We start from the raw sequence: 23,835 nt of genomic DNA, 5'->3' as shown, positions 1-23,835 counted from the left end.
CCCCGACTGTCCAAAAAATATCCATGGATTCCGGCCCGCCATCGGAAATTCCGGCTCACTGCAATAGAGTCACTGAACACGCGTCAATCGTCGACGTTTCACGGGGATTAAAGCGGAGGTCGGTCATGCGTATTCCGGCGCACTCGGTATGCACGGCGATCCGGGACGACATCGTCGCCGGTGTCTACGAGCGCGGCAGCCGGCTCACCGAGGAACTGCTCGCGCGCCGCTACGGCGTCTCGCGCGTCCCCGTCCGGGAGGCCCTGCGCACCCTGGAGGCGGAGGGTTTCGTGGTGACCCGGCGGCACGCGGGCGCGTGCGTGGCGGAACCGACCGAGCAGGAGGCCGCCGACCTGCTGGAGATGCGTACGCTCCTGGAGCCGCTCGGCGCCGCCAGGGCCGCCCAGCGGCGCACCGAGGCCCACCTGAAGGTGCTGCGCGGCCTCGTCAGGCTGGGGCAGGAGCGGGCCAGGCGGGGCAACAGCGAGGATCTGCGCTCCCTGGGCGGCTGGTTCCACGAGACGCTCGCCCAGGCCTCCGGCAGCCCGGCCCTGACCTCGATGCTGACCCAGCTACGCCACAAGATCGCCTGGATGTACGCGGTGGACGCGCCGGTCAGCCCCGCCGAGTCCTGGGCGGAGCACGGGGCGATCGTGGACGCGGTGGCGCGTGGTGACAGCGAGCGGGCGCGGGCGATCACGGCCCTGCACACCGAACGGTCGAGCGGCGTGCACCGGCTGCGCTTCCCCGGCGGGGGTGATCGCGCGGAGCGTGTGAGGAATTCGCAACATCCCGTAAACATGCCGAGCCTGCGGCATTAACACGGTGGCCGTATACAAAGAGATGATATTCGGCGGCGGGTAATTTCCGCTGCCATTTTTCAGGTGTGCCGTGAATTCCGGCGGCCGTCTGCCCGAAAACAGCGAAGCCGCGCCGGCAGGAAATGCCGGCGCGGCTTCACCGCTCATGCGAGGGGTGCTCAGACGGTCTCGGGGAGCTCCTCAAGACCCTCGGCGACCAGCTTCGCGAGGCGGTCGAGAGCGATGTCCGCGCCCTCGGCCTCGGAGGCGAGGACGATCTCCTCGCCGCCCTGGGCGCCCAGGCCGAGAACGGCCAGCATGGAGGCCGCGTTGACGGGGTTGCCGTCAGTCTTGGCGATCGTCACCGGGACGCCTGCGGCCGTGGCGGCTCGGACGAAGATGGAGGCGGGGCGGGCGTGGAGGCCCTCGGCCCAGCCGACGTTGACGCGGCGCTCAGCCATGTGATGCTGCCCTTCAGGTTCTCAGGTTGTCTAGACCAGTGTTCCACACGTGAAGCGTGCTCGGAACGGTCCTTCGTCCCGTTCCGTGTGGTCGTCGGACCGCGGCCTCGGTCCGACACTCGTCCTCCACAGACTGCCTCGCGCCGTTGTCGTACGCGAGCCGTACTCTGGGCCCCATGCAGAGCGCGTCGGACCGGCACGAGTACCCCGCCCACTGGGAAGCCGACGTGGTGCTGCGCGACGGCGGCACCGCGCGCATCCGCCCCATCACCGTTGATGACGCCGAGCGCCTGGTCAGCTTCTACGAGCAGGTCTCGGACGAGTCGAAGTACTACCGCTTCTTCGCGCCCTACCCGCGTCTGTCCGCCAAGGACGTCCACCGCTTCACGCACCACGACTTTGTGGACAGGGTGGGACTCGCGGCCACGATCGGCGGCGAGTTCATCGCAACCGTACGCTATGACCGCATTGGCGCCGACGGTATGCCCGCATCGGCCCCCGCCGACGAGGCCGAGGTCGCCTTCCTGGTCCAGGACGCCCACCAGGGGCGCGGCGTAGCCTCCGCGCTCCTCGAACACATCGGCGCCGTCGCCCGCGAGCGCGGGATCCGCCGCTTCGCCGCGGAGGTGCTGCCCGCCAACACCAAGATGATCAAGGTGTTCACGGACGCCGGATACACCCAGAAGCGCAGCTTCGAGGACGGCGTCGTACGCCTGGAGTTCGACCTGGAGCCCACCGACCGGTCGCTCGCCGTGCAGTACGCGCGCGAACAGCGCGCCGAGGCGAGGTCCGTGCAGCGGCTGCTGACGCCCGGCTCCGTCGCCGTCATCGGGGTCGGCCGCGCTCCGGGCGGCGTGGGCCGCAGCGTCCTGGGCAACATCCGGGACGCCGGGTTCACGGGCCGGCTGTACGCCGTGAACAAGGCCTTCCCCGAGGACCTGAAGGACGTCGACGGCGTGCCCGCGTACCGCTCGGTGCGGGAGATCGAGGGGCACGTGGACCTCGCGGTCGTGGCCGTTCCGGCCGACCAGGTCCCCGAGGTCGTCGGCGAGTGCGGCGAGCACGGCGTGCAGGGGCTGGTCGTGGTCTCCGCCGGATACGCCGAGAGCGGTCCCGAAGGCCGCGAGCGACAGCGCGAACTCGTCCGGCACGCACGCGCGTACGGGATGCGCCTCATCGGTCCGAACGCCTTCGGGATCATCAACACCTCGCCGGACGTCCGGCTCAACGCCTCCCTGGCCCCCGAGACACCGAGGCCCGGCCGGATCGGGCTGTTCGCCCAGTCCGGCGCCATCGGCATCGCCCTGCTGTCCCGGCTGCACCGGCGCGGGGGAGGGGTCACCGGCGACACGGGCGTGTCCACCTTCGTCTCCTCCGGGAACCGGGCCGACGTCTCCGGCAACGACGTACTCCAGTACTGGTACGACGACCCGGACACCGACGTCGTCCTCATGTACCTGGAGTCCATCGGCAACCCGCGCAAGTTCACCCGCCTCGCCCGGCGCACGGCGGCCGGCAAGCCGCTCGTCGTCGTCCAGGGGGCACGCCACGGCGGGGCCGCGCCCCAGGGGCACGCGGTACGGGCGACACGGCTGCCGCACGCCACGGTCTCCGCGCTGCTCCGGCAGGCCGGCGTGATCCGCGTGGACACGATCACCGAACTCGTGGACGCGGGGCTGCTGCTCGCCCGCCAGCCGCTGCCGGCCGGCCCACGGGTGGCGATCCTCGGGAACTCCGAGTCCCTGGGGCTGCTGACGTACGACGCGTGCCTCTCCGAGGGGCTGCGGCCGCTGCCCCCGCTGGACCTGACGACCGGGGCGTCGGCGGAGGACTTCCGCAAGGCCCTGTCGCGCGCGCTGGCCGACGACACGTGCGACGCGGTCGTCGTCACGGCGATTCCGGCGATCGGGGAGACGTCACCGGGGGACGCGGTGCTGGCGGAGGCGCTGCGGTCGGCCGCGGAGGAGGTGCCCGGGAAGCCCGTGCTGGTGGTCCACGTGGAACTGGGCGGACTCGCGGAAGCGCTGTCCGCCGCGGCGAGTACGGCACCCCAGGCAGGCTCCGGCGTCGTGGCCGAACGGGGCGACGCCGCACAGCCCGGCGCCGACGGGGAGCCGCCCCTCCACGCGGCCGGTCCCGGCGGCCCCGTGGATCCGACCGCCGCCACGGCGCCTGCGCCCCGGCAACAGCCGCCCGCCGCCGAGGAGCCCTCCGCGCGCGGCCGCCTCATCCCCGCCTACCCCGCCGCCGAACGCGCCGTCCGCGCCCTCGCCGAAGCCGTGCGGTACGGGCAGTGGCGGCGGGACGCCGCCGAGCCCGGGCGGGTGCCCGAGTACGAGGACATCGACGAGCGGAGGGCCGCCGCGCTGATCGACGGCCTCCTCGCGCGCGGGCAGGGCCTCACGCTCGGCACCGAGGAGACCTGCGAACTGCTCGGGACGTACGGCATCCACGTCCGCCGGGCCGTCCCCGCGCCCAGCCCCGACGCCGCCGCCGAGGCCGCGCGCGCCATCGGCTACCCCGTGGCCCTCAAGGCCACCGCCCCCCACCTGCGGCACCGCGCCGACCTGGGCGGCGTCCGCCTCGATCTCGCCGACGAGGAGCAACTGCGCCGCTCCTACACCGAGTTGACCGAGGCCTTCGGCACACCGGAGGAACTGCGGCCGGTGGTGCAGGGCATGGCGCCGCGCGGGGTCGACACCGTCGTACGGGCCGTGATCGACCCGGCGGCCGGGGCCGTGCTGTCGTTCGCGCTCGCCGGGGCCGCGTCGCAACTCCTCGGGGACATGGCGCACCGGCTGATCCCGGTCACCGACCGGGAGGCGACCTCGCTCATCCGCTCGATCCGGACGGCGCCCCTGCTGTTCGGCTGGCGCGGCTCGACGCCGGTCGACACTCCTGCGCTGGAGGAACTGCTGCTGCGCGTGTCACGGCTCGTCCACGACCACCCGGAGGTCGTCGCGGTGACCCTGGAACCGGTCGTCGTCGCTCCGCACGGCCTCAGCGTGCTCGGCGCCACCGTGCGATTGGCCCCGCCACCGGCCCGCGACGACCTCGGCCCACGGACGCTTCCCGCGTACTGACCGGGCCTGCCCGCGGCAAGGCGCCTCCCGGCGTACGGAGCGGGGCCTCCCGAGCACTCCCCGGACCTCCCCGCGTACTCACCCAGTGTGCGTGCGCACTCCCCGAGCCTCCCCGCGCACTCCCCGAGCCTCCCCCCGCACTCCCCGGACCTCCCCGCACACCGACCGCGGGCGAGCGGTGCCTCGCAGTCAGTGGGCCCCCGTAGGATGGGCATCATGGCCAAGACCAGTACGACGACCCAGGGGCTGCGTGCGGCGATCGAGCGCAGCGGCTACTACCCGGCCCTCGTGGCCGAGGCGGTGGAGGCCGCCGTGGGCGGCGAGCCCATCCGGTCGTACCTGGTCCACCAGGAGACGACGTTCGACCAGAACGAGGTGCGGCGGCACGTCACGGTGCTCGTCCTGACCGGCAACCGCTTCATCGTGAGCCACACCGACGAGCAGGCTGCCGACAGCACGTCCCCGACCCCGTACGCCACGACCTCCACGGAATCGGTCAAGCTCGGCCGGATCTCGTCGGTCGTGGTCAGCCGGGTCGTCGCCAACCCGGAGCAGTACCAGCCCGGCACCCTGCCCCGCGAGGTCGTCCTGACCATCGGCTGGGGCGCCGTCTCCCGCATCGACCTGGAGCCGGCCGCCTGCGGCGACCCCAACTGCGAGGCCGACCACGGCTACACGGGCAGCTCCACCGCGGACGACCTGAGCCTGCGGGTCAGCGAGGCCGGCGACGGCCCGGAGACCGTGCGGCAGGCGCTCGCCTTCGCGCAGGCCATCTCCGAGGCGACCGCGGACGTCACCCGCTGATGGCGCAGCCCACCGCCTGGGAGTCCCACCCGGAACCGCTCGCCGTCGACTCCGCGCCCCTGCCCGAGTACGGCAGCGGCTCGCTCGCCGACCTCCTGCCCACGCTGGCCGCGGGCATGGACGTACCGGGCATGACCGCAGCGATTCCGGAGCTGACCCCCGCCGACCGGAACTGCGTGTTCCTGATCGACGGTCTCGGCTGGGAGCAGCTGAAGGCGCACCCGGACGAGGCGCCCTTCATGAGCTCGCTCCTGAGCACCTCCCGCGGCGGCACGGGACGGCCGATCACCGCCGGCTACCCGGCGACCACCGCGACCTCCCTCGCCTCCGTCGGCACCGGCCTGCCGCCGGGCGCGCACGGCCTGCCCGGCTACACCGTGCGCAACCCCGACACCGGCGAGCTGATGAACCAGCTGCGCTGGCAGCCGTGGACCTCGCCGGGCCCCTGGCAGCCGTACCCCACCGTCTTCCAGCTCGCCCACGAGGCGGGTGTGCACGCGGCGCAGGTGTCGTCGCCCGCCTTCGAGACGACCCCGCTGACCAAGGTCGCCCTCAGCGGCGGCAGGTTCCACGGGCGGCTCAGCGGCGAGGACCGGATGGACCTCGCGGCCGAGCAACTGGCCGCAGGCGACCGCTCCCTGGTGTACACGTACTACGCCGAGGTGGACGGCGCCGGCCACCGCTTCGGCGTCGACTCCGACACCTGGCGCGGCCAGCTCATGTACGTCGACCGGCTCGTCCAGCGCCTCGCCGAACAGCTCCCGCCGCGCACCGCGCTCTACGTCACCGCCGACCACGGCATGATCGACGTGCCCTTCGACGAAGAGCACCGCATCGACTTCGACGAGGACTGGGAGCTGCGCGCCGGGGTCGCCCTGCTGGGCGGCGAGGGCCGCGCCCGGCATGTCTACGCCGTGCCCGGCGCCGCGAACGACGTCCTGACCTGCTGGCGCGAGGTGCTCGGCGAGCAGTTCTGGGTGGCCTCGCGGGACGAGGCGATCGCGGCGGGCTGGTTCGGCCCGCGCATCGACGAGCGGGTGTACGCCCGGATCGGCGACGTGGTCGCCGCCGCCCGCGACGACGTGCTGATCATCGCCTCCGAGCGGGAGCCGAAGGAGTCGGCGATGGTCGGCAACCACGGCTCGATGACCCCTGTCGAGCAGCTGGTCCCGCTGCTCGAAGTACGTTCCTGAAGCCCCCGCCCCCCCCGCCGACCCCCTCCGCCGAAAGGTGCTCAACTCCCCATGCCCGAGCTGGTGTTCTTCTCCGGAACGATGGACTGCGGGAAGTCGACGCTGGCTCTGCAGATCGAGCACAACCGCTCGGCACGCGGACTGGTCGGCATGATCCTCACCCGCGACGACCGCGCCGGCGAGGGCAAGCTGTCCTCCCGCCTCGGCCTGGTCACGAACGCGGTGGAGGTCGAGGACGGCATGGACCTCTACGCGCACCTCGTCGACCATCTCTCCCAGGGCGGCCGCGCGGACTACGTCATCGCCGACGAGGCCCAGTTCCTCGCGCCGGGGCAGATCGACCAACTCGCGCGCGTGGTGGACGATCTGGGCCTCGACGTCTACGCCTTCGGCATCACCACCGACTTCCGCTCCAAGCTGTTCCCCGGCTCCCAGCGCCTGGTGGAGCTGGCCGACCGCGTCGAGGTCCTCCAGGTCGAGGCCCTCTGCTGGTGCGGCGCCCGCGCCACGCACAACGCCCGCACGATAGGCGGCGAAATGGTCGTCGAGGGCGCCCAGGTGGTCGTCGGCGACGTCAACCAGTCCGACACCGTCGGCTACGAGGTCCTCTGCCGCCGCCACCACCGCCGCCGCATGACAGCGGCTACGGCGAGGGCGGCGGCCCTGTCCCCGGACGTACTGCCCGTGCAGTCGGCCTAGCCGGGCACCGCACCGCGGGCCGGCGCCTCAGGCCCTGCTCTGGAGCAGGGAGAACCTCGCGCCCTCCGGGTCCGCGACCGTGGACATGCGGCCGAGGGCGCTGTCGTGGGGTTGTTTCAGGACGTGGCCGCCGAGCTCGTACACGCGGGCCGTTGCCTCGTCGGTGTCGGCGACCTCGAAGAACGTCATCCAGTGCGGGCCTCGGTCGCGGGGCAGGGCGTGGCCCATGCCGAGGACGGCGGCGACCGTGCGGCCGGCGATGTGCAGGGTGACGTAGTCGAAGTCGGCGGAGACCACCGCCTCCTGTTCGAAGCCGAAGACCGTCTCGTAGAACTTGACGACGCTTGCGGTCTCGAAGGTGATCAGCTCGTTCCAGGCGGGTGTGCCGGGTACGCCGGTGAGGGCGATGCCCAGGTGGGACGCCGCCTGCCAGACGCCGAAGACGGCGCCCGAGGGGTCGGAGCAGATCGCCAGCCGGCCGGCCTCCGCGGCGTCCAGGGGGCCCACGCCGATCGTGCCGCCGCACAGCCGTACCGTCTCGGCGGTCGCGTCCACGTCGTCCGAGGCGAAGTAGGGCGTCCAGGCGATGGGAAGGTGCCGGTCCGGCGGGAGCTGGCCGATGCCGGCCACCTCCTTGCCGTCCAGCAGCGCTCGTACGTAGGGGCCGAGCTGCTGGGGACCGGGCACGAACTCCCAGCCGAACAGCTCACCGTAGAAGTCCTGGGTCGCGTCCAGCCCGTGCACCATCAGGCTCACCCAGCAGGGCGTGCCGGGCGCGTGCCGAGCGTGCGCTTCGCCGTTCAAACCGGCCGACCCCCGTGCCTCGGTCATCGTCACTCTCTCCTCGGCCCCTCGCGGTGGCCGCGTCGCTTCCGCTCTCCGGACCCGTGCCGATGCTCGCACCACCCGCGGTGCCGCGCGTCCCGGGCGCGCCGCCCTGCGGCACCCTGTGCCCGGGAGGATGCCCGGAGTGCCGTTTCCCGTCCGTTTCCGTGTGATTGCCCACGGGTGTCGATCGGCTGTACAGCATGTGCCCGATCCCGTACGCCTGGTGATCGGGCCTGTCCGGCGGAGCAGAGTAGCCGGACATGGACGATGCGGCCACCCCGTGCGCAAGGATGGTGGCCATGAACGCCATCATCTCCGCAACCGAACTCGCGAGCGACCTGACAGGGCAGAATCGGCCAGTTGTGCTCGACATCCGCTGGCAGCTGAGCATGGCCAAGGCGACCGGCGAACCGCCCTTCGACGGTCGCGCCGCCCACGCGGCCGGACACATCCCCGGAGCGGTCTACGTCGACCTGGACGAAGAGCTCGCCTCCGCGCCGGGCACGGGCGGCCGGCATCCGCTGCCCGACGTCGCGGAGTTCGGTGCCGCGATGCGCCGGGCGGGCGTCTCGTCCGGCGTGCCGGTGGTGGTGTACGACGGCGGGCAGGGCTGGGCGGCGGCCCGCGCGTGGTGGCTGCTGCGCTGGACGGGTCACCCGGACGTGCGGGTCCTCGACGGCGGGTTGCCGGCCTGGCAGGGCCCGCTGGAGACAGCGGTTCCGACGCCCGCGGCAGGCGACTTCGAGCCGGTGCCGGGCGCCGTGGGCCTGCTCGACGCGGACAGTGCCGCGGCGCTGGCGCGCTCCGGCGTCCTGCTGGACGCGCGCGCGGGGGAGCGGTACCGCGGTGAGGTCGAGCCGATCGACCGGGTCGGCGGGCACATCCCGGGCGCCCGCTCGGCGCCGACCACCGACAATGTCGCCGCCGACGGCCGCTTCCTGCCCGCCGAGGACCTGCACGCACGCTTCAAGGACCTGGGGGCTTCCGACGGCACCGAGGTCGGGGTGTACTGCGGTTCGGGTGTGTCCGGAGCGCACGAGGTGCTGGCGCTCGCCGTCGCAGGTATCCCGGCGGCGCTGTACGTGGGCTCCTGGTCGGAGTGGTCCTCGGACCCGTCGCGCCCGGTGGCCGTGGGGCCGGACCCGCAGTAGCGCAGCGGAACGGGCCCGCACCGACCGGTGCGGGCCCGAGGGTCGACCGACTACTCCTGCTTCTTCCGCCGCGTCCCGAACACGATCTCGTCCCAGCTCGGGACCGCCGCGCGGCGGCCCGGGCGGACACCGTCGGCCTCCGCCTGGCGGTCGGTCGAGCCGATGAGGCGGTCGCGGTGGCTGCCCACGGAGCGGGGCATGAGGACGTCCGCGTAGGCGGAACCGGCCGAGGCCGCGGGCGCCGGGGGTTCCTCCGCCGCGGGTTCGGGCTCGGGCTCCTCCGGGGGAGCGGTCTCCGACGGGCGCTCGGGGACCACCAGGTCGCCGCGGAAGCTCGGTACGGCCTCCAACAGGCTGGTCAGCGAGTCCCGTTCGCTTGAGGTCTCCTCGACCGGCTCGGGAGCCGGGGCGGGCAGACTCGGCCGCTCCCGGTCCAGAGCGCGGTCGAGCGGGCGGTCGCGCGGCAGCCGGGCGATACGCGGCACGAACGGAAAGCTGGGCTCCGGCGCGGCGAGGTCCTCGGACTCGCCGATCAGCGAGCGTGCTTCCTCGTCGACGGCCTGGACGAGCCGCCGGGGCGGGTCGTACGTCCAGCTCGCCGAGTGCGGTTCGCCCGCGACCCGGTAGACCAGCAGGACCTCCCAGGTGCCGTCGTCGCGGCGCCAGGAGTCCCACTGCACGGTGTCCTTCTCGGCGCCGCGCAGCAGCAGTCGCTCCTGGACGGCCTCGCCGAGCTGGGGTCCGGCGTTCTCGCCGGGCCGGCGGACGGGCGTCTTGCGGGCCCGCTCGGCCATGAAGGCGCGCTCGGCCAGCACGGGACCCTCGAACCGCCGGACGCGGTCGACGGGGATGCCGGCCATCTGGGCGACCTCTTCCGCGGTCGCACCGGCGCGTATACGTGCCTGGATGTCGCGGGGGCGGAGATGGCTCTCCACCTCGATCTCGATCTGGCCGAGGCGGGGACGGTCGCCGCGCACGGCGGCGCGGAGCCGTTCGTCAATCGGAAGCGTGTACTCCGTGCTGTCCGCAGCCTTCAGCACCAGCCGTGTGCCGTCATTGGAGACGGCCACGACACGCAGTTCGGGCATGGGGACCTCCCGGGTGGTGCCTGCCGACGTCACGTGCGTCGCTGCTTCCGCTAGTCGAGTGTGGCCTGCCCGGGTGCAGCCTGCCACAACCTTGCCGAGTTGCCCGGCGTGTCGGGCACGGGCCCTGGATCGCCGTTATGGCACGGTTACCTATTCGCAACGCTAAGTGACCAACTCCGTCACCCTGTGCAACTAGCCCCCTCCCGGCGGTCCTTGAAGGCCACGGACGCCCTGGCGGGAGACCGGACCCAGGGCTCGCAACAGTACTCCATTCGGGCCACGTGCGTGGATTGGCACGCCGCCCAATCTCTCGCAAGAGGCGGGAGCCGGCCGCCCGTTGTGGGGTTTTCGGGATCTTGTGCGTGGCGTACTTCACGTAATCGCCAGAAACGGAACTAATGGTTTCGCTCGTACGTCCTTTTCTCGTGCAGTTGGTTGATCAAGTACGGGAAAGGCAGGCAAGGTCCCGGGATGCGTGAAAGGCCCGATGTCCAGCAGAAGCGGATCGATCTGAGCGTCCCTCAGGTCGCCGGCAGTGCGGTGGCGGCCGTCGTGGCGGCCAAACTCGCCTCCTCTTTCGGGGTCTACGGCACGATCCTCGGCGCCGGTGTCGTCAGTGTCATCGCCACGTGCGGCGGCTCGGTGTTCCAACACTTCTTCAAGCGCACGGGCGAACAGATTCGTGACGCCACCGTGGTGCCCAAGGTCCAGGAGCAAGGCGCCCCCGCCCCCGGGGAGTTCACCGAGGGGACGGTCCACCGCGCGCGGGTCAAGAGCTGGAAGCGGCCCCTCGTCGCCGCGGCGCTCGTCTTCGGCGTCACGCTGGGCGGCATCACCGCGTACGAGCTGGTGTCCGGCAACAGCTTCAGCGGCGACAAGGGCACGACGGTCAGCGACGCCTTCACGGGCGGCAGTTCGTCCTCGGGCTCCGACGACTCCGAGGACGCCGGCGGCTCCGGGGAGTCCGGTGCCGAACCGCCGTCCTCGGACTCGTCCACGGCCGACGTCACCACGCCCGCCTCCTCCGGCACTCCCTCGCAGAGCGCGAGCGACGAGGGCGGTACGACGGCCGCCACGACGCCGACCCCGAGCGCCACCGACAGTGCGAGCCCTGCCCCGACGCCCAGCGAGTCCGCTACGACCCCAACACCCTCCGCAAGTAGTCGTTCTGGAACCGCCGATCCGGATCAAGCCGATCCCGCAGCGCAGTGAACTCGCCGAAGCGGGGGTAGACCCCGGCGAAGTACTCGGCATCGCGCGTGTGCACCTTGCCCCAGTGCGGCCGGCCCTCGTGCGCCGTGAAGATGCGCTCGGCGGCGGTGAAGTACCGCTGGTACGGGGTGCCCTTGACCATGTGGACGGCGATGTACGCGCTGTCGCGGTCCGAGGCAGTGGACAGGGTGATGTCGTCGGCAGGCGCGGTGCGCACCTCCACGGGGAAGCTGATCCTCAGGCCCGAGCGGTCGAGCATCGTCTTCAGCTCGCGCAGCGTCTCGACGGCGGCCTCGCGCGGAACGGCGTACTCCATCTCCACGAAGCGCACCCGGCGCGGCGATGTGAAGACCTTGTAGGGGATATCGGTGTACGTCCGGGCGGACAGGGCCCGGCTGGAGAGCTGCGCGATCGCCGGGATCGTGGCGGGCACCGCGCGGCCGACCCACTGGGCGGCCTGGAAGACGCCGTTGGAGAGGAACTCGTCCTCGAAGAAGGCCCGGAGCTGTCCGACCGGCTGCTCGGGGCCCGCGCTGCGGTTGTTGCGCTTGGTGTTGGTGCTCCCGGTGTGCGGGAACCAGTAGAACTCGAAGTGCTCGTTCTCGGCCCACAGTTCGTCGAAGCTGCTGGTGACCCGGTCGAAGGTCATCGGCTCCTCGCGGGCGCAGAGCAGGAAGATCGGCTCGACGGCGAAGGTGATCGCGGTGACGATGCCCAGCGCGCCCAGGCCGATGCGGGCGGCCGCGAAGACGTCGGGGTTCTCCTTCTCGGAACAGCTGAGGACCGAGCCGTCGGCGGTGACCAGCTCCAAGCCCCTGATCTGGGCGGCGATCGAACCGGAGTCGCGGCCCGTGCCGTGCGTGCCGGTGCTGGTGGCTCCGGAGACCGTCTGCTCCATGATGTCGCCCATGTTGGCCAGCGACAGACCCTCGCGGGCCAGGGCCATGTTGAGTCTCTTGAGCGGGGTGCCTGCTTCCACCGTGACCGTCATGGCATCGCGGTCAATGTTGCGGATGCCGGTCAACAGTTGAGGGCGGATCAACACACCGTCCGTGGCGGCTATGGAGGTGAAGGAGTGCCCGGTGCCGACGGCCTTCACCTTCAGCCCGTCCTCGGCGGCGCCGCGCACGGCTGCCGACAACTCCTCCACGGAGGCCGGTACGACCTCCCGCGCGGGACGGGCGGCGACGTTGCCTCCCCAGTTACGCCATGTGCCGTTCGTCCCGCTCGCTGTGCTGCTCAACGGTGCCTCCCCGACCCGGAGCCGGCCTGCTGAGCCGGCGGTACCCCAGGAAACCGACCGCGACCGCGACGGCCCCGGACACCGCCGGAACCCCGTACCCGGCCTGCGCACCAGCCGCGTCGATCACCCAGCCGGCCACGGAGGAGCCGAGCGCGACCCCGACCGCGAGCCCCGTGCTCACCCAGGTCATGCCCTCGGTCAGTTGCGCGCGTGGTACGTGCTGCTCGATGAGGGACATCGTCGTGATCATCGTGGGAGCGATGCACAGGCCCGCAAGGAACAGCGCCACGGCCAGAAACGGCAAGTTTCCGACCAGTAGGAGGGGGATCATACTCACGGCCATCGCGCATATGCCCAGCAGCCAGCGAGGTTCGGGCGCTCCCTTGAGGTGCAGCAGCCCGAAGACGGCACCGGCCAGGCACGAGCCCGCCGCGTACAGCGCGAGGACGACGCTCGCCGCGCCCTTGTGGCCCTGCTCCTCGGCGAAGGCCACCGTGACCACGTCGACCGCCCCGAAGATCGCGCCCGTCGCCACGAAGGTGGCCACCAGGACCTGGAGCCCGGGGGAGTGCAGGGCGGTGCGGCCGCCCGCCGCGTCCCGGTCGCGCGGATGCGGCTCCGGCTCGGTGGCGCGCTGCGCGGTCAGCCAGAAGACCCCGGCCGCCAGGAAGCAGGCGGCGAGCAGCGGACCGGCCTCCGGGAACCAGACCGTGGACAGCCCGATGGAGATGATCGGCCCGAAGATGAAGCAGACCTCGTCCACCACCGACTCGAAGGAGTACGCGGTGTGCAGCTGCGGGGTCCCCCGGTACAGGGCCGCCCAGCGGGCCCGGATCATCGCGCCGACGCTCGGCACGCAGCCGATGCCGACGCATGCCGCGAACAGCACCCAGTCCGGCCACTCGTAGTGCGCGGCGAGGAGCAGTAGGGCCGCGGCCGTGAGGGAGACCAGCGTCGCCGGGCGCAGGACGCGCCGCTGCCCGTACTGGTCCACCAGCCGGGAGACCTGCGGTCCCGCGACGGCGGCGGCGAGCGCGATGGTGGCCGACAGGGCGCCGGCCAGGCCGTACCGCCCGGTCAGCTGCGACACCATCGTCACCACGCCGATGCCCATCATCGACAGCGGCATCCGGCCGAGGAAGCCGGCGGTGGAGAAGCCCTTGGAGCCGGGGGCGTCGAACAGGGCGCGGTAGGGGCTGGGCACGGGCTCTCCGGTCGGATGGCATGGCGGCGGCTCGGCAGTGCCGCCCGGTAAGGCGCGAACCTGGCCGATACAGCTTACAAGTGAGGTCACCCTAATGCACCCGCCCGGAGGGCCGGGCGCCAGGTCGACACCTCGCCGTTTCCCGGCTGTCAGTGCCGGGTGGCAGGATCGAGACATGCCAGACGCGCTCGATGCCACCCCCTACGACGCCCTGCTCCTGCTCTCGTTCGGCGGCCCCGAAGGACCGGACGACGTGGTCCCGTTCCTGGAGAACGTGACGCGTGGGCGCGGCATCCCCAAGGAACGCCTGAAGGAAGTCGGACAGCACTACTTCCTGTTCGGCGGGGTCAGCCCCATCAACGACCAGAACCGCGCCCTCCTGGACGCCCTGCGCAAGGACTTCGCCGACCACGGCCTGGACGTGCCGGTCTACTGGGGCAACCGCAACTGGGCCCCGTACCTGACGGACACCCTGCGCGAGATGGTCCAGGACGGCCGCCGTCGCATCCTCGTCCTCGCCACCAGCGCCTACGCCTCGTACTCGGGCTGCCGTCAGTACCGGGAGAACCTCGCCGACTCGCTGGCCGCCCTGGAGGCCGAGGGACTTGAGCTGCCGAGGATCGACAAGCTGCGGCACTACTTCAACCACCCGGGCTTCGTGGAGCCGATGATCGACGGCGTGCTGCGGTCCCTGGCCGACCTTCCCGGGGAGGTCCGGGCCGGCGCCCACATCGCGTTCACGACCCACTCGATTCCGGACTCCGCTGCGGACACCTCGGGACCGGTCGAGGGCCACGGCGAGGGCGGGGCGTACGTCGCACAGCACTTGGACGTGGCCCGGCTGATCGCCGACGCGGTCCGCGAGCGCACCGGCGTCGACCACCCCTGGCAGCTCGTCTACCAGTCCCGCTCCGGAGCCCCGCACATCCCGTGGCTGGAGCCCGACATCTGCGACCACCTGGAGGAGCGGCACGCCTTTGGTGTCCCGGCCGTCGTCATGGCGCCCATCGGCTTCGTCTCGGACCACATGGAGGTCCTGTACGACCTCGACACCGAGGCCATGGCCAAGGCCGAGGAGCTGGGGCTGCCGGTGCGGCGCTCGGCCACCGTCGGCGCCGACCCGCGGTTCGCCGCCGCCGTCCGCGAACTCGTCCTGGAGCGCGCCGCCGCCGAGAGCGGGCGGGAGGTCGCGCCGTGCGCCCTGGGCGCGCTCGGCGCGAGTCACAACCTCTGCCCGGTCGGCTGCTGCCCAGCCCGCGCCCCCCGGCCCGCCGCGGCGGGCATCGACAGCCCCTACGCATGAGGAGTCCTGTGACCGACCCCCTGCACTCGGAACTGCTCTCCCTCGCCCAGGAGGCCGCGCGACGCGCGGGCGACCTGCTGCGCGACGGCCGCCCGGCCGACCTCTCGGTCGCCAAGACCAAGTCGAGCCCGATCGACGTGGTCACCGAGATGGACATCGCGGCCGAGAAACTGATCACGGATCTGATCTCCGAGCACCGCCCGGACGACGGCTTCCTCGGCGAGGAGGGCGCCTCCACCGAGGGCACGAGCGGCGTCCGCTGGGTGATCGACCCGCTCGACGGCACCGTCAACTACCTGTACGGGCTGCCGACCTGGGCCGTCTCCATCGCCGCCGAGCAGGACGGCGAGAGCGTCGTCGCCGTCGTCGCCGCCCCGATGCGCGGCGAGACGTGCCACGCGGTCCGCGGCGGCGGAGCCTGGGCGCGAGGCGCCTGGGAGGGCGAGCGCAGGCTGACCTGCCGCCCGGCACCGCCGCTGGAGCAGGCCCTGGTCTCGACCGGCTTCAACTATGTGACCGAGGTCCGCGTCCACCAGTCCGAGGTCGCCCGGAAGCTGATCCCGCTGCTGCGCGACATCCGGCGCTCCGGCTCGGCCGCGGTCGACCTGTGCGACGTCGCCGCGGGCCGCCTGGACGGCTACTACGAGCGCGGCCTGCACCCCTGGGACCTCGCGGCGGGCGACCTGATCGCCCGGGAGGCGGGCGCCCTGACCGGTGGACGCCCCGGAGAGCGCCCGTCGAACGATCTGACGGTGGCTGCCGCTCCGGGAGTCTTCGAGCCCCTCCAGCGGCTCCTGGAGGACTTCGGCGCCTGGCACGACTGACAGCCCGCCCCGCAACGCACAGCACCCCGGCGCTGGATTCGCCGGGGTGCTGTGCGTTACGAGCTGGTCAGACGCCGGACACGCCGACCTCCACACCGTGTTCGGCGGCGAGGCGGCGCAGGTCGTCGAGCTCGCCCTGCTCCACCTCGACGAGGAAGTCGTCGCCCTCGTCACGAGCCCGCGTCAGGTCGGACTCGGTCGTCCTTATGCGCTGCAGAAGCCCTGCGGTGAATGCGTCCATGCTGTGCCCCCTCGTCCTGGGTCGTGGGTCGGTGGCACGGGGGTGTGCCGTTCGGAAGGGGCGATCACGCCTCGCCCGCTCTGCGGAAAGCGGATTGCTCCGTACCGCATGGTGGTGCGGCAGCAGCAGAGCGTGATCGCGGGGTGTACAGCCGTCCTCCCCCTGCTCTGTTTCACGGAAACCTCAACCGGACGAGAAAATCTCGCATTCCCGGGCCGCGCACCCGTCCTTCATGCGTCACTCACCCGTCTTACCGCCGACTTATGGCCGAAAAGGGCAGGATGGAGGCCAACAACCCCACCAGAACCCTGCCCGCGCGCAGAAGAAGCGCTACGCGGGTGGACAGAGGAAGGAACAGCGACGTGCGCGTACTCGTCGTCGAGGACGAGCAGCTGCTCGCCGATGCGGTGGCCACCGGACTACGCCGGGAGGCCATGGCCGTCGACGTCGTGTACGACGGTGCGGCCGCCCTGGAGCGCATCGGCGTCAACGACTACGACGTGGTCGTCCTCGACCGCGACCTCCCGCTCGTGCACGGCGACGACGTCTGCCGCAAGATCGTCGAGCTCGGCATGCCCACCCGCGTGCTGATGCTCACGGCCTCCGGCGACGTCAGCGACCGCGTCGAGGGCCTGGAGATCGGCGCCGACGACTACCTCCCCAAGCCCTTTGCCTTCAGCGAGCTCACGGCACGCGTGCGTGCCCTCGGACGCCGTACGAGCGTCCCCCTGCCGCCCGTCCTGGAGCGCGCCGGGATCAAGCTCGACCCCAACCGCCGCGAGGTGTTCCGCGACGGCAAGGAGGTCCAGCTGGCGCCCAAGGAGTTCGCCGTGCTGGAGGTGCTGATGCGCAGCGAGGGCGCGGTGGTCTCCGCGGAGCAGCTGCTGGAGAAGGCCTGGGACGAGAACACCGACCCGTTCACCAACGTCGTCCGCGTCACCGTCATGACCCTGCGCCGCAAGCTGGGCGAGCCCCCCGTCATCGTCACCGTCCCCGGCTCCGGCTACCGGATCTGATTCCCCATGGCAGCTACCCCCGCACCGCCCCAGGCGCCCCCGAAGCCGACCTGGGACCCGAGAAGGCCGGTGCAGCCCTTCCCCTGGCTGCGCCCCACCATCCGTATACGGCTCACCCTGCTGTACGGCGGCATGTTCCTGATCGCCGGCATCCTGCTGCTGTCGATCATCTATCTGCTGGCCGCGAGCGCGCTGAACGTCGGCAGCGATCTGCCCTTCAAGATCGTCACCGGCTCGGTGTCCAGCCAGAGCTGCAAGCTGGGCACCGGCGAGCTGCCCGCTGACGACCTCAACCACGCGCTGAACCAGTGCGTGAACGAGCAGCGCCAGCACGCCCTGGACACCCTGCTCAGCCGCTCCCTCCTCGCCCTCCTCGGCCTCGCCGTCATCGCCTTCGCCTTCGGCTACGCCATGGCCGGCCGCGTCCTGTCGCCGCTGGGCCGGATCACCCGCACCGCGCGCGCGGTGGCCGGGTCGGACCTGTCCCGCCGGATCGAGCTGGACGGCCCGGACGACGAGCTGAAGGAGCTGGCCGACACCTTCGACGACATGCTGGAGCGCCTCCAGCGGGCCTTCACCGCCCAGCAGCGCTTCGTCGGCAACGCCTCGCACGAGCTGCGCACGCCGCTCGCGATCAACCGCACGCTCCTCGAAGTGCACCTGTCCGACCCGAACGCGCCGGTGGAGCTCCAGCAGCTCGGCAAGACGCTGCTGGCCACCAACGAGCGCAGCGAGCAGCTCGTCGAGGGGCTGCTGCTGCTCGCCCGCAGCGACAACCAGATCGTCGAGCGCAAGCCGGTGGACCTCGCCGAGGTCGCCTCCCAGGCCGTGGACCAGGTGCACGGCGAGGCGGAGGCCAAGGGCGTGGAGATCCGCGGCAAGCGCGAACCCGCGGTCGTCCAGGGCAACGGCGTCCTGCTGGAGCGGATCGCCCTGAACCTCGTGCAGAACGCCGTGCGGTACAACATCCCCGAGGGCGGCTGGGTCGAGGTCACCACCGAGATCCAGCACGGCCAGGCGCTCCTCGTCGTGTCGAACACCGGGCCGGTCGTGCCGGCGTACGAGATCGACAACCTCTTCGAACCTTTCAGGCGGCTGCGTACGGAGCGCACGGGCAGCGACAAGGGTGTCGGGCTCGGGCTGTCCATCGCACGCTCCGTGGCACGGGCGCACGGCGGGCACATCGCGGCGCAGCCCCGCGAGGGCGGCGGGCTGGTGATGAGAGTGGCCCTTCCCGTCTGAGATCGGGTCGCAGGCACACAGGGATGTTCGCTTTGCGCGGAATTTTCTGGGCACTCGGGGAGCTGCACGCTGTGTGATCGATCACATGGGCGAATTTCCAGCCATCTACTCTCCGTGATCATGCAGAGTGCCGGAAAGCCGGGAAAATCCGGGTTTTCGGGGGTCTAGATCACGGGAAGTACACGGTGAGACGCCTTTGAAGTGCGGCATCCGGACCGTGTACGGTCCCGTTCGCCATCCAAGCCGATCACTCTTGAGGAGTCCGGTTGGGTGTCGATTGAGTAACAGACCTTGATGTGAGGCAAAATCTCCGCCTCGGGTCGGGCACAAGTCCGGCCTCTCACGCGTTACGTGCGCTGGAGACACCGCAGACACCCAGAGGGGGAGAGCGACATGGCAACGGATTACGACACCCCACGCAAGACCGACGACGACGTCGACTCGGACAGCCTTGAAGAGCTGAAGGCCAGGCGGAACGACAAGTCGACCTCCGCTGTGGACGTCGACGAGTTCGAGGCCGCCGAAGGCCTGGAGCTGCCCGGCGCCGACCTCTCCAATGAGGAGCTGGCCGTCCGGGTGCTGCCCAAGCAGCAGGACGAGTTCACCTGCATGAGCTGCTTCCTGGTGCACCACCGCAGCCAGCTGGCCCGGGAGAAGAACGGTCAGCCGATCTGCCGCGACTGCGACTGAGGAGGGGTCGGGCATGACTGGCTCGACCTCTCCCTGGAAGCGCCGCTTCCCCGCGCGGGGAGCGGACCAAGGGCCGCTCGACGGCCCTCACGGCGCGCGTGACGACGAGCGAGGCTCATCCGGTACGGGATCGGCCTCGCTCGAACCGGCGTCCGGGGGCAGCCTCCCGGCGCAGGCTCAGAATCCGGCGCCCGTCGCGCGGCGGCGGGCGGCGGTGATCCGGGACAAGGCCCGGGAAGGCGTCCGTAAGGGCGGCAGCCGCGCCAGGGCGGGACTGGGGTACCTCGCGGACCGGATCATCGAGAACGCCCCGCGTGTCCCCGTACGGGACCTCGCGACGCTCCGCAGGCAGTTCCCCGGCCTGGGACCGGAGCAGCTCGCCGACAAGCTCGTGGCGGGCGCCACGGCCGCGACCTCGACCGTCGGGGCCGGAGTCGGTGCGGCGGCGATGCTTCCCGTGCCGCCCGCGATGCCGGCCGAACTGGCCGCGGAGATCACCGGAGTGGCCGCGATCGAGCTGAAGCTCATCGCCGAACTCCACGAGGTGTACGGGGTACGGCCGCCCGGCAACCTCAAACAGCGCTCCACCGCCTACCTCGACTCCTGGTCGGGAGAGCGCGGCATCGACGTGACCAAGCCGTCGACGATGAGCACGGCGCTGAACAGCCACATGAAGCTCCAGCTGCGCCAGCAGATCATGAAGCGCATGGTGCGCAACCTGCCGAACCTGATGCCCTTCATGGTGGGCGCGGCGGTGGGAGCGGTCATGAACCGCCGGGACACCAAGAAGCTGGCCGAGCGGATCCGGGCGGACCTGCGCAAGATCCAGGTGCCGTGGGAGGCGCTGGAGAACCTTCCGGCGCTGGAGACCCCCAAGGACCCGCTGAGGCTGGGGGATGTCACCAAGGAACTCGGCCGCAGGAAGCACAGAGACCCCAGAGGCTGAGGTCCGGGTCCCCTTTTCCGGGGACCCTTCGGCCAGCTGTGCTAGACCGCCGCCTTGGCCGCCTTCAGCGCCTCGGCCAGCCGCTCCGGCTCACGCGTGGACAGGTACAGGTACGGCGTCGGGTCCTCCGGGTCCGTGACCTCCACGCGCAGGGCCGTGGGGATGTAGGCCCGCAGCAGCAGGAAGGCGCGGGTGTCGGCCTTGTGGGTGCGCCAGGCCCGGGCCTCCTCGGCGTCCAGGACCTCCGCCTCGCCCAGCGCCGTGACCGGGATCTTCGCCTCGCCCGCGATCAGCGAGCCACCCACCACCCGGATGCGGATCGAGCCGTACGAGCTGGCCGTCACGGCCGCCGCGGCCGTCCCGCCGGCCAGCCCGCCGAGCATCGGCAGCGTGCCGAAGGGCAGCAGGATCAGGGCCAGCGCGACCCCCACCAGGGCCGAGATCAGCCACCAGGAGCGGGGGGCGGTGAGGCGTTCTTCGTACGGGGTGGCGGAGAGCTGCATGGAGCCAAGCTTGGCACGGTGTCCGGACAGCGCCGACGCGCGGGTAAGGTCTGCGGCTGTGAGTGGTACATCCGCAGCTCTGACGCCTCCCGCCGACGCCGTACGGCCCGTGCGGCACCCCGACGCGCCCGCGCCCGGCGAACTCCTCGGCGCCCACTACGGCCAGTGTTTCGGCTGCGGTGACGAGCAGCCGCACGGACTGCACCTTCAGGCGCGGGCCGGGGAAGGCGTCTCCCTCACCGCCGAGTTCACCGTGCAGGCCGCCCACCAGGGTGCCCCGGGTCTCGCGCACGGCGGGGTGCTGGCCAGTGCCCTGGACGAGACGCTCGGCTCGCTGAACTGGCTGCTGCGCACGATCGCGGTGACGGGACGGCTGGAGACCGACTTCGTACGGCCGGTTCCGGTGGACACGGTGCTGCACCTTCAGGCCGAGGTGACCGCGGTGGCCGGGCGGAAGATCTACTCCACCGCCACCGGCCGGATCGGCGGCCCCGACGGACCCGTGGCGGTCCGGGCCGACGCCCTCTTCATCGAGGTGAAGGTCGACCACTTCATCGACAACGGCCGCCCCGAGGAGATCCGCGCGGCCATGAGCGACCCGGACCAGGTGCGGCGTGCCCGTGCCTTCGAGGTGAACCCGTGAGCCGTGACCCGCTGAACGTGCTGATCCGGCGCGTCGACCCGGACGTACCGCTTCCGTCGTACGAGCATCCCGGTGACGCGGGAGCCGATCTGCGCACCACCGAGGGCTGTGAACTGAAGCCGGGGGAGCGGGCGGTGCTGCCCACGGGAGTGTCTGTCGCGCTGCCGGAGGGGTACGCGGCCTTCGTGCACCCGCGATCCGGTCTCGCCGCCCGCTGCGGTGTCGCCCTCGTGAATGCCCCGGGGACGGTTGATGCCGGGTACCGTGGGGAGATCAAGGTGATCGTGGTGAATCTCGACCCGCGCGAGTCCGTGCGGTTCGAGCGCTTCGACCGGATTGCCCAACTCGTCGTCCAGCAGGTCGAGAGGGTCCGCTTCCAGGAGGTCGCGGAGCTTCCCGACTCGGCGCGGGCCGAGGGGGGCTTCGGGTCCACCGGCGGCCATGCCGCCGTGGGTGACGGGGGCGGTACAAGCGGTCAGGCCGCCGACGGCGGCGCAACGGGTGGGACTAGATACGCTTCGGTCGTATCCGACCGGGAAGGACAGTGACGTGTTCGGACGTCGCAAGAAGAAGGGTGCCGCCGAGGACGCGGCCGGCGAGCCCGAGCAGGTCGTCGACGGCGTCGACACCGAGGCGGACGAGGACGGCGCGCGCGAGCGTGTGCGGTTGGAGCCCGAGCCCCGGCCCGACGGACCGTGGGACAGCACCGAGGTGCGCGACCCGGGCGAGGGCCGGGTGGACCTGGGCGGTCTGTTCGTGCCCGGAGTCGACGGCATGGAGCTGCGGGTCGAGGTGGCGGGCGACGCGATCGTCGCGGCGACCGTCGTGCTGCGCGACAGCGCCATCCAGCTCCAGGCCTTCGCCGCTCCCAAGCGGGAGGGCATCTGGGGCGAGGTACGCGAGGAGATCGGCTCCGGCATCACCCAGCAGGGCGGCATCATCGACGAGGTCGAGGGTCCGCTGGGCTGGGAGCTCAGGGCGCAGGTCCCGGTGCAGCTGCCGGACGGCACGGGCGGCTTCCAGGTCGTGCGGTTCGTCGGTGTGGACGGTCCGCGCTGGTTCCTGCGCGGTGTGATCTCGGGCCAGGGCGCGGTGCAGCCGCAGGCGGCCGGGCTGCTGGAGCAGATCTTCCGGGACACGGTCGTGGTCCGCGGCGAGGGCCCGATGGCGCCCCGCGACCCGATCGTCCTGAAGCTGCCGAACGACGCCCAGATGGTCCCCGAGGGGGTCCAGCAGCAGGAGGAGGGCGGTTCGCGCTTCTCCGGCGGCATGGGCCAGCTGCAGCGCGGCCCGGAGATCACCGAGGTCCGGTAGACAGACGGCAGGAAACGGCCGCCTCCCGAACGGGGTGCGGCCGTTTCTCGTGCGCGCACCCTTGACGGCGTATTGGTCTGTACCTATGGTCTCCGGCCAACGCCTTGCGTTCATAAAGGCGCTCCTTGTTCACATACAAGAACGGAGTCGCTATGCGCCGTACCCCCCTCCTCGCGGCAGTGGCCGTCCTCGTCGCGAGTGTCCTCGCCTGGCCCGCCGCGCCGGGCGCCGACGCGGCACCCACCACCTTCACCCACCCCGGCGTCACCGTCTCCCGCGGCCAGCTGGACTTCGCGCGGGACAAGGTCCTCGCCGGCGCCCAGCCCTGGAAGGGCGCCTACGACCAGATGATGGCGAGCAAGTACGCCGACCCGAACCGCACCCCCAAGCCCCGCGCGGTCGTCGAGTGCGGCTCGTACTCCAACCCCAACTACGGCTGCACGGACGAGCGCGAGGACGCGATCGCCGCGTACACCAACGCCCTCGCCTGGTACATCACGCGCGACGCGCGCTACGCGCAGAAATCCATCCAGCTGATGGACGCCTGGTCGGCGGTCATCACCGACCACACCAACAGCAACGCGCCCCTCCAGACCGGCTGGGCCGGCTCCTCCTGGCCCAAGGCCGCCGAGATCATCAAGTACACGTACACCGGCGGCTGGCCGAACTCCGGCCGCTTCGCGACCATGCTCCGCACCGTCTACCTCCCCGAGATCATCAACGGCTCCAACTCCAACGGGAACTGGGAGCTGTCGATGATGGAGGCCGCCATCGGCATCTCCGTCTTCCTGGAGGACAAGGCGTCCTACGACAAGGCCATGGCGAAGTTCCGCACCCGCACCGCCGCCTACGTCTACCTCGCCTCCGACGGCGAGCTGCCGAAGACCGTGCCCAGCCAGAACCTCGACACCCGCGACAAGATCGTCAAGTACTGGCAGGGCCAGTCCACCTTCGTCACCGGCCTCTCCCAGGAGACCTGCCGCGACTTCACGCACACCGGCTACGGCATCTCCGCCATCTCCCACGTCGCCGAGACCAGCCGCATCCAGGGCCAGGACCTGTACGGCACCGATGTCGGCGAGCGGCTGCGGCACGCACTCGGGTTCCATGCCAAGTACGAGCTGGGCACGGCCCCGCCCAGCTGGCTGTGCGGCGGCTCCCTGCACCTGGGCCTCGGACCCGTCACCGAGGTCGGGTACAACGCCCTGCACAACCGGCTCGGTCACGCCATGACCAACACCCAGACGCTGACCGAGCGCAACCGCCCGGCCGGGAGCAACAACCTCTTCGTCGCCTGGGAGACCCTCACCCACGGGGACAACCCCGCCTGAGCGGGGAAGACAGGGG

Annotated in this window: 24 protein-coding genes; 17 read left to right on the top strand and 7 right to left on the bottom strand. The window is 71.4% G+C overall.

Annotated elements, in window-relative coordinates:
• Positions 1-125: 125 nt before the first annotated feature.
• Complete coding sequence (locus AB0Q90_RS40125; RefSeq protein WP_363165005.1) at positions 126-821, top strand: GntR family transcriptional regulator; 696 nt, start codon at positions 126-128, stop codon at positions 819-821.
• A gap of 158 nt (positions 822-979) precedes the next feature.
• Here the strand turns inward: AB0Q90_RS40125 and AB0Q90_RS40120 are convergent, their stop codons facing one another.
• Entirely contained in the window at positions 980-1,261 is a 282-nt protein-coding gene (locus AB0Q90_RS40120) for an HPr family phosphocarrier protein (protein WP_363165004.1), read from the bottom strand.
• Positions 1,262-1,437: 176 nt separating this feature from the next.
• Here AB0Q90_RS40120 and AB0Q90_RS40115 point away from each other — a divergent pair, with 176 nt between their 5' ends.
• The 4 genes from AB0Q90_RS40115 to AB0Q90_RS40100 all read left to right on the top strand — a co-directional run bounded on the left by AB0Q90_RS40115 (position 1,438) and on the right by AB0Q90_RS40100 (position 7,040).
• Complete coding sequence (locus AB0Q90_RS40115) at positions 1,438-4,344, top strand: GNAT family N-acetyltransferase (protein ID WP_363165003.1); 2,907 nt, start codon at positions 1,438-1,440, stop codon at positions 4,342-4,344.
• Between the two features lie 216 nt (positions 4,345-4,560).
• Positions 4,561-5,148, top strand: coding sequence for a DUF5998 family protein (locus tag AB0Q90_RS40110; protein ID WP_363165002.1), 588 nt, complete (start codon positions 4,561-4,563; stop codon positions 5,146-5,148).
• Entirely contained in the window at positions 5,148-6,341 is a 1,194-nt protein-coding gene (locus tag AB0Q90_RS40105; protein ID WP_363165001.1) for a nucleotide pyrophosphatase/phosphodiesterase family protein, read from the top strand. The genes AB0Q90_RS40110 and AB0Q90_RS40105 overlap by 1 nt, the downstream gene beginning before the upstream one ends.
• Before the next feature lie 51 nt (positions 6,342-6,392).
• On the top strand, positions 6,393-7,040 hold the full coding sequence (locus AB0Q90_RS40100; protein WP_363165000.1) for a thymidine kinase: 648 nt from the start codon (positions 6,393-6,395) through the stop codon (positions 7,038-7,040).
• Positions 7,041-7,067: 27 nt separating this feature from the next.
• On the opposite strand, the gene AB0Q90_RS40095 is transcribed toward AB0Q90_RS40100, so the two are convergent.
• Positions 7,068-7,871 carry a VOC family protein gene (locus tag AB0Q90_RS40095; RefSeq protein WP_363164999.1) on the bottom strand — a complete coding sequence of 268 codons (804 nt, stop codon included), beginning with the start codon at positions 7,869-7,871 and terminating at the stop codon, positions 7,068-7,070.
• Positions 7,872-8,167: 296 nt separating this feature from the next.
• On the opposite strand from AB0Q90_RS40095, the gene AB0Q90_RS40090 reads away from it, so the two are divergent.
• Positions 8,168-9,019, top strand: coding sequence for a sulfurtransferase (locus AB0Q90_RS40090; RefSeq protein WP_363164998.1), 852 nt, complete (start codon positions 8,168-8,170; stop codon positions 9,017-9,019).
• 50 nt (positions 9,020-9,069) lie between these two features.
• Here the strand turns inward: AB0Q90_RS40090 and sepH are convergent, their stop codons facing one another.
• A complete protein-coding gene (sepH, locus tag AB0Q90_RS40085) occupies positions 9,070-10,107 on the bottom strand; it encodes a septation protein SepH (protein ID WP_363164997.1) in 1,038 nt (345 codons plus the stop codon).
• A 471-nt stretch (positions 10,108-10,578) separates the two neighbouring features.
• Here sepH and AB0Q90_RS40080 point away from each other — a divergent pair, with 471 nt between their 5' ends.
• A complete protein-coding gene (locus AB0Q90_RS40080; RefSeq protein ID WP_363164996.1) occupies positions 10,579-11,319 on the top strand; it encodes a hypothetical protein in 741 nt (246 codons plus the stop codon).
• Here the strand turns inward: AB0Q90_RS40080 and AB0Q90_RS40075 are convergent.
• Both AB0Q90_RS40075 and AB0Q90_RS40070 read right to left on the bottom strand, forming a co-directional pair.
• Positions 11,243-12,562 (bottom strand): D-arabinono-1,4-lactone oxidase, encoded by a 1,320-nt coding sequence (locus tag AB0Q90_RS40075; protein ID WP_363164995.1) that lies wholly within the window; start codon positions 12,560-12,562, stop codon positions 11,243-11,245. The two genes, AB0Q90_RS40080 and AB0Q90_RS40075, sit on opposite strands and share 77 nt — an antisense overlap.
• Positions 12,522-13,766 (bottom strand): MFS transporter, encoded by a 1,245-nt coding sequence (locus AB0Q90_RS40070; RefSeq protein ID WP_363164994.1) that lies wholly within the window; start codon positions 13,764-13,766, stop codon positions 12,522-12,524. The genes AB0Q90_RS40075 and AB0Q90_RS40070 overlap by 41 nt, the downstream gene beginning before the upstream one ends.
• 175 nt (positions 13,767-13,941) lie before the next feature.
• On the opposite strand from AB0Q90_RS40070, the gene AB0Q90_RS40065 reads away from it, so the two are divergent.
• Positions 13,942-15,069: a ferrochelatase gene (locus tag AB0Q90_RS40065; protein ID WP_363164993.1), complete on the top strand. Its 1,128-nt coding sequence runs from the start codon at positions 13,942-13,944 to the stop codon at positions 15,067-15,069.
• 8 nt (positions 15,070-15,077) lie between these two features.
• A complete protein-coding gene (locus AB0Q90_RS40060) occupies positions 15,078-15,893 on the top strand; it encodes an inositol monophosphatase family protein (protein WP_363164992.1) in 816 nt (271 codons plus the stop codon).
• A 67-nt stretch (positions 15,894-15,960) separates the two neighbouring features.
• Here the strand turns inward: AB0Q90_RS40060 and AB0Q90_RS40055 are convergent, their stop codons facing one another.
• Positions 15,961-16,134, bottom strand: a complete 174-nt coding sequence (locus tag AB0Q90_RS40055; protein ID WP_363164991.1) for a hypothetical protein — start codon at positions 16,132-16,134, stop codon at positions 15,961-15,963.
• Between the two features lie 362 nt (positions 16,135-16,496).
• Between AB0Q90_RS40055 and AB0Q90_RS40050 the strand changes: the two genes are divergently transcribed.
• The 4 genes from AB0Q90_RS40050 to AB0Q90_RS40035 all read left to right on the top strand — a co-directional run bounded on the left by AB0Q90_RS40050 (position 16,497) and on the right by AB0Q90_RS40035 (position 20,028).
• Positions 16,497-17,150, top strand: coding sequence for a response regulator transcription factor (locus tag AB0Q90_RS40050; protein ID WP_007385219.1), 654 nt, complete (start codon positions 16,497-16,499; stop codon positions 17,148-17,150).
• Between the two features lie 6 nt (positions 17,151-17,156).
• Complete coding sequence (locus AB0Q90_RS40045) at positions 17,157-18,392, top strand: HAMP domain-containing sensor histidine kinase (protein ID WP_363164990.1); 1,236 nt, start codon at positions 17,157-17,159, stop codon at positions 18,390-18,392.
• A 393-nt stretch (positions 18,393-18,785) separates the two neighbouring features.
• Entirely contained in the window at positions 18,786-19,082 is a 297-nt protein-coding gene (locus AB0Q90_RS40040) for a DUF4193 domain-containing protein (RefSeq protein WP_005481602.1), read from the top strand.
• A 13-nt stretch (positions 19,083-19,095) separates the two neighbouring features.
• Positions 19,096-20,028 carry a hypothetical protein gene (locus AB0Q90_RS40035; protein WP_363164989.1) on the top strand — a complete coding sequence of 311 codons (933 nt, stop codon included), beginning with the start codon at positions 19,096-19,098 and terminating at the stop codon, positions 20,026-20,028.
• 41 nt (positions 20,029-20,069) lie between these two features.
• Here the strand turns inward: AB0Q90_RS40035 and AB0Q90_RS40030 are convergent, their stop codons facing one another.
• On the bottom strand, positions 20,070-20,531 hold the full coding sequence (locus AB0Q90_RS40030) for a DUF3093 domain-containing protein (RefSeq protein ID WP_363164988.1): 462 nt from the start codon (positions 20,529-20,531) through the stop codon (positions 20,070-20,072).
• A gap of 58 nt (positions 20,532-20,589) precedes the next feature.
• Here AB0Q90_RS40030 and AB0Q90_RS40025 point away from each other — a divergent pair, with 58 nt between their 5' ends.
• The 4 genes from AB0Q90_RS40025 (at position 20,590) to AB0Q90_RS40010 (ending at position 23,819) form a co-directional block, all read left to right on the top strand.
• Entirely contained in the window at positions 20,590-21,174 is a 585-nt protein-coding gene (locus AB0Q90_RS40025) for a PaaI family thioesterase (RefSeq protein WP_363164987.1), read from the top strand.
• Positions 21,171-21,722: a dUTP diphosphatase gene (gene dut, locus AB0Q90_RS40020; RefSeq protein WP_363164986.1), complete on the top strand. Its 552-nt coding sequence runs from the start codon at positions 21,171-21,173 to the stop codon at positions 21,720-21,722. Before AB0Q90_RS40025 ends, dut begins: the two co-directional genes overlap by 4 nt.
• 1 nt (position 21,723) lies before the next feature.
• Positions 21,724-22,488: a DUF3710 domain-containing protein gene (locus AB0Q90_RS40015; RefSeq protein WP_363164985.1), complete on the top strand. Its 765-nt coding sequence runs from the start codon at positions 21,724-21,726 to the stop codon at positions 22,486-22,488.
• A gap of 152 nt (positions 22,489-22,640) precedes the next feature.
• Positions 22,641-23,819, top strand: coding sequence for an alginate lyase family protein (locus tag AB0Q90_RS40010; RefSeq protein ID WP_363164984.1), 1,179 nt, complete (start codon positions 22,641-22,643; stop codon positions 23,817-23,819).
• The last annotated feature ends 16 nt before the right edge of the window (positions 23,820-23,835 follow it).

This window comes from Streptomyces sp. NPDC079141 (assembly GCF_040686775.1).
In the GTDB taxonomy this organism is placed as follows: domain Bacteria; phylum Actinomycetota; class Actinomycetes; order Streptomycetales; family Streptomycetaceae; genus Streptomyces.
Note: the sequence above shows the minus strand (reverse complement) of the source record. Positions and strands in the feature narration are given on the sequence as shown.